The following is a 558-nucleotide window of genomic DNA, read 5'->3' as shown; positions in this document are numbered from 1 at the left end:
GGGCGTTCCCTTCCGCCTTGCAGCGAAGGCAAGATAACGCGGGTAGGAAATACCGTCATAGTCAATGTGCTTTGGCCACACCGCTTACGGTTTCTCATCGATTGCGAAGTCACCATAAAGTAATCCGATGAGATCGTTGGCTTGAGGAGCCGCATCCGATAACGGGTTCGCAGTATTTTGGGCCAAGGCACCGGCTTTCCACGCTGTCATCAGATCGTCCGAAACTTCTATCAGATATTTCGCGTCCTGCTCGTGGTATACTGCCTCCGTATGCGCATAGGGTGTGTTTCGGCGTGGAATATTGACCCCATTAGCGGGGTGATCGGCGTCCAATTTTGACCCCCTTCGGATTTATCTGACCATCCGTTTTTTGACGGCGGATGGAGAGGGAGTTGAAGCGAGTGGATACGATTGCGCGCGTCCGGCGGGCCTTTCATGTTCACGGCTGGTCGATGAAGAAGATCGTCCGTGAACTGCATGTTTCCCGCAACACGGTCCGCAAGATATTGCGCACCGACGAGACCGACTTCTCCTACGAGCGCGAGCGGCAGCCTTTGC

General features: G+C 54.7%; 2 protein-coding genes. One reads left to right on the top strand and one right to left on the bottom strand.

Features of this window, described 5'->3' with window-relative positions:
- Positions 1–84 precede the first annotated feature (84 nt).
- Positions 85–333 carry a hypothetical protein gene (locus tag E8M77_RS18960; protein ID WP_137132196.1) on the bottom strand — a complete coding sequence of 83 codons (249 nt, stop codon included), beginning with the start codon at positions 331–333 and terminating at the stop codon, positions 85–87.
- A gap of 59 nt (positions 334–392) precedes the next feature.
- Between E8M77_RS18960 and E8M77_RS18955 the strand changes: the two genes are divergently transcribed.
- Positions 393–558: helix-turn-helix domain-containing protein (locus tag E8M77_RS18955; protein ID WP_246659325.1), on the top strand; the 166-nt coding region annotated here is incomplete at its 3' end.

The sequence above is a fragment of the Rhizobium sp. FY34 genome, from assembly GCF_005222845.1.
GTDB lineage: Bacteria > Pseudomonadota > Alphaproteobacteria > Rhizobiales > Rhizobiaceae > Neorhizobium.
This window is presented reverse-complemented; position numbering and strand designations above follow the sequence as displayed.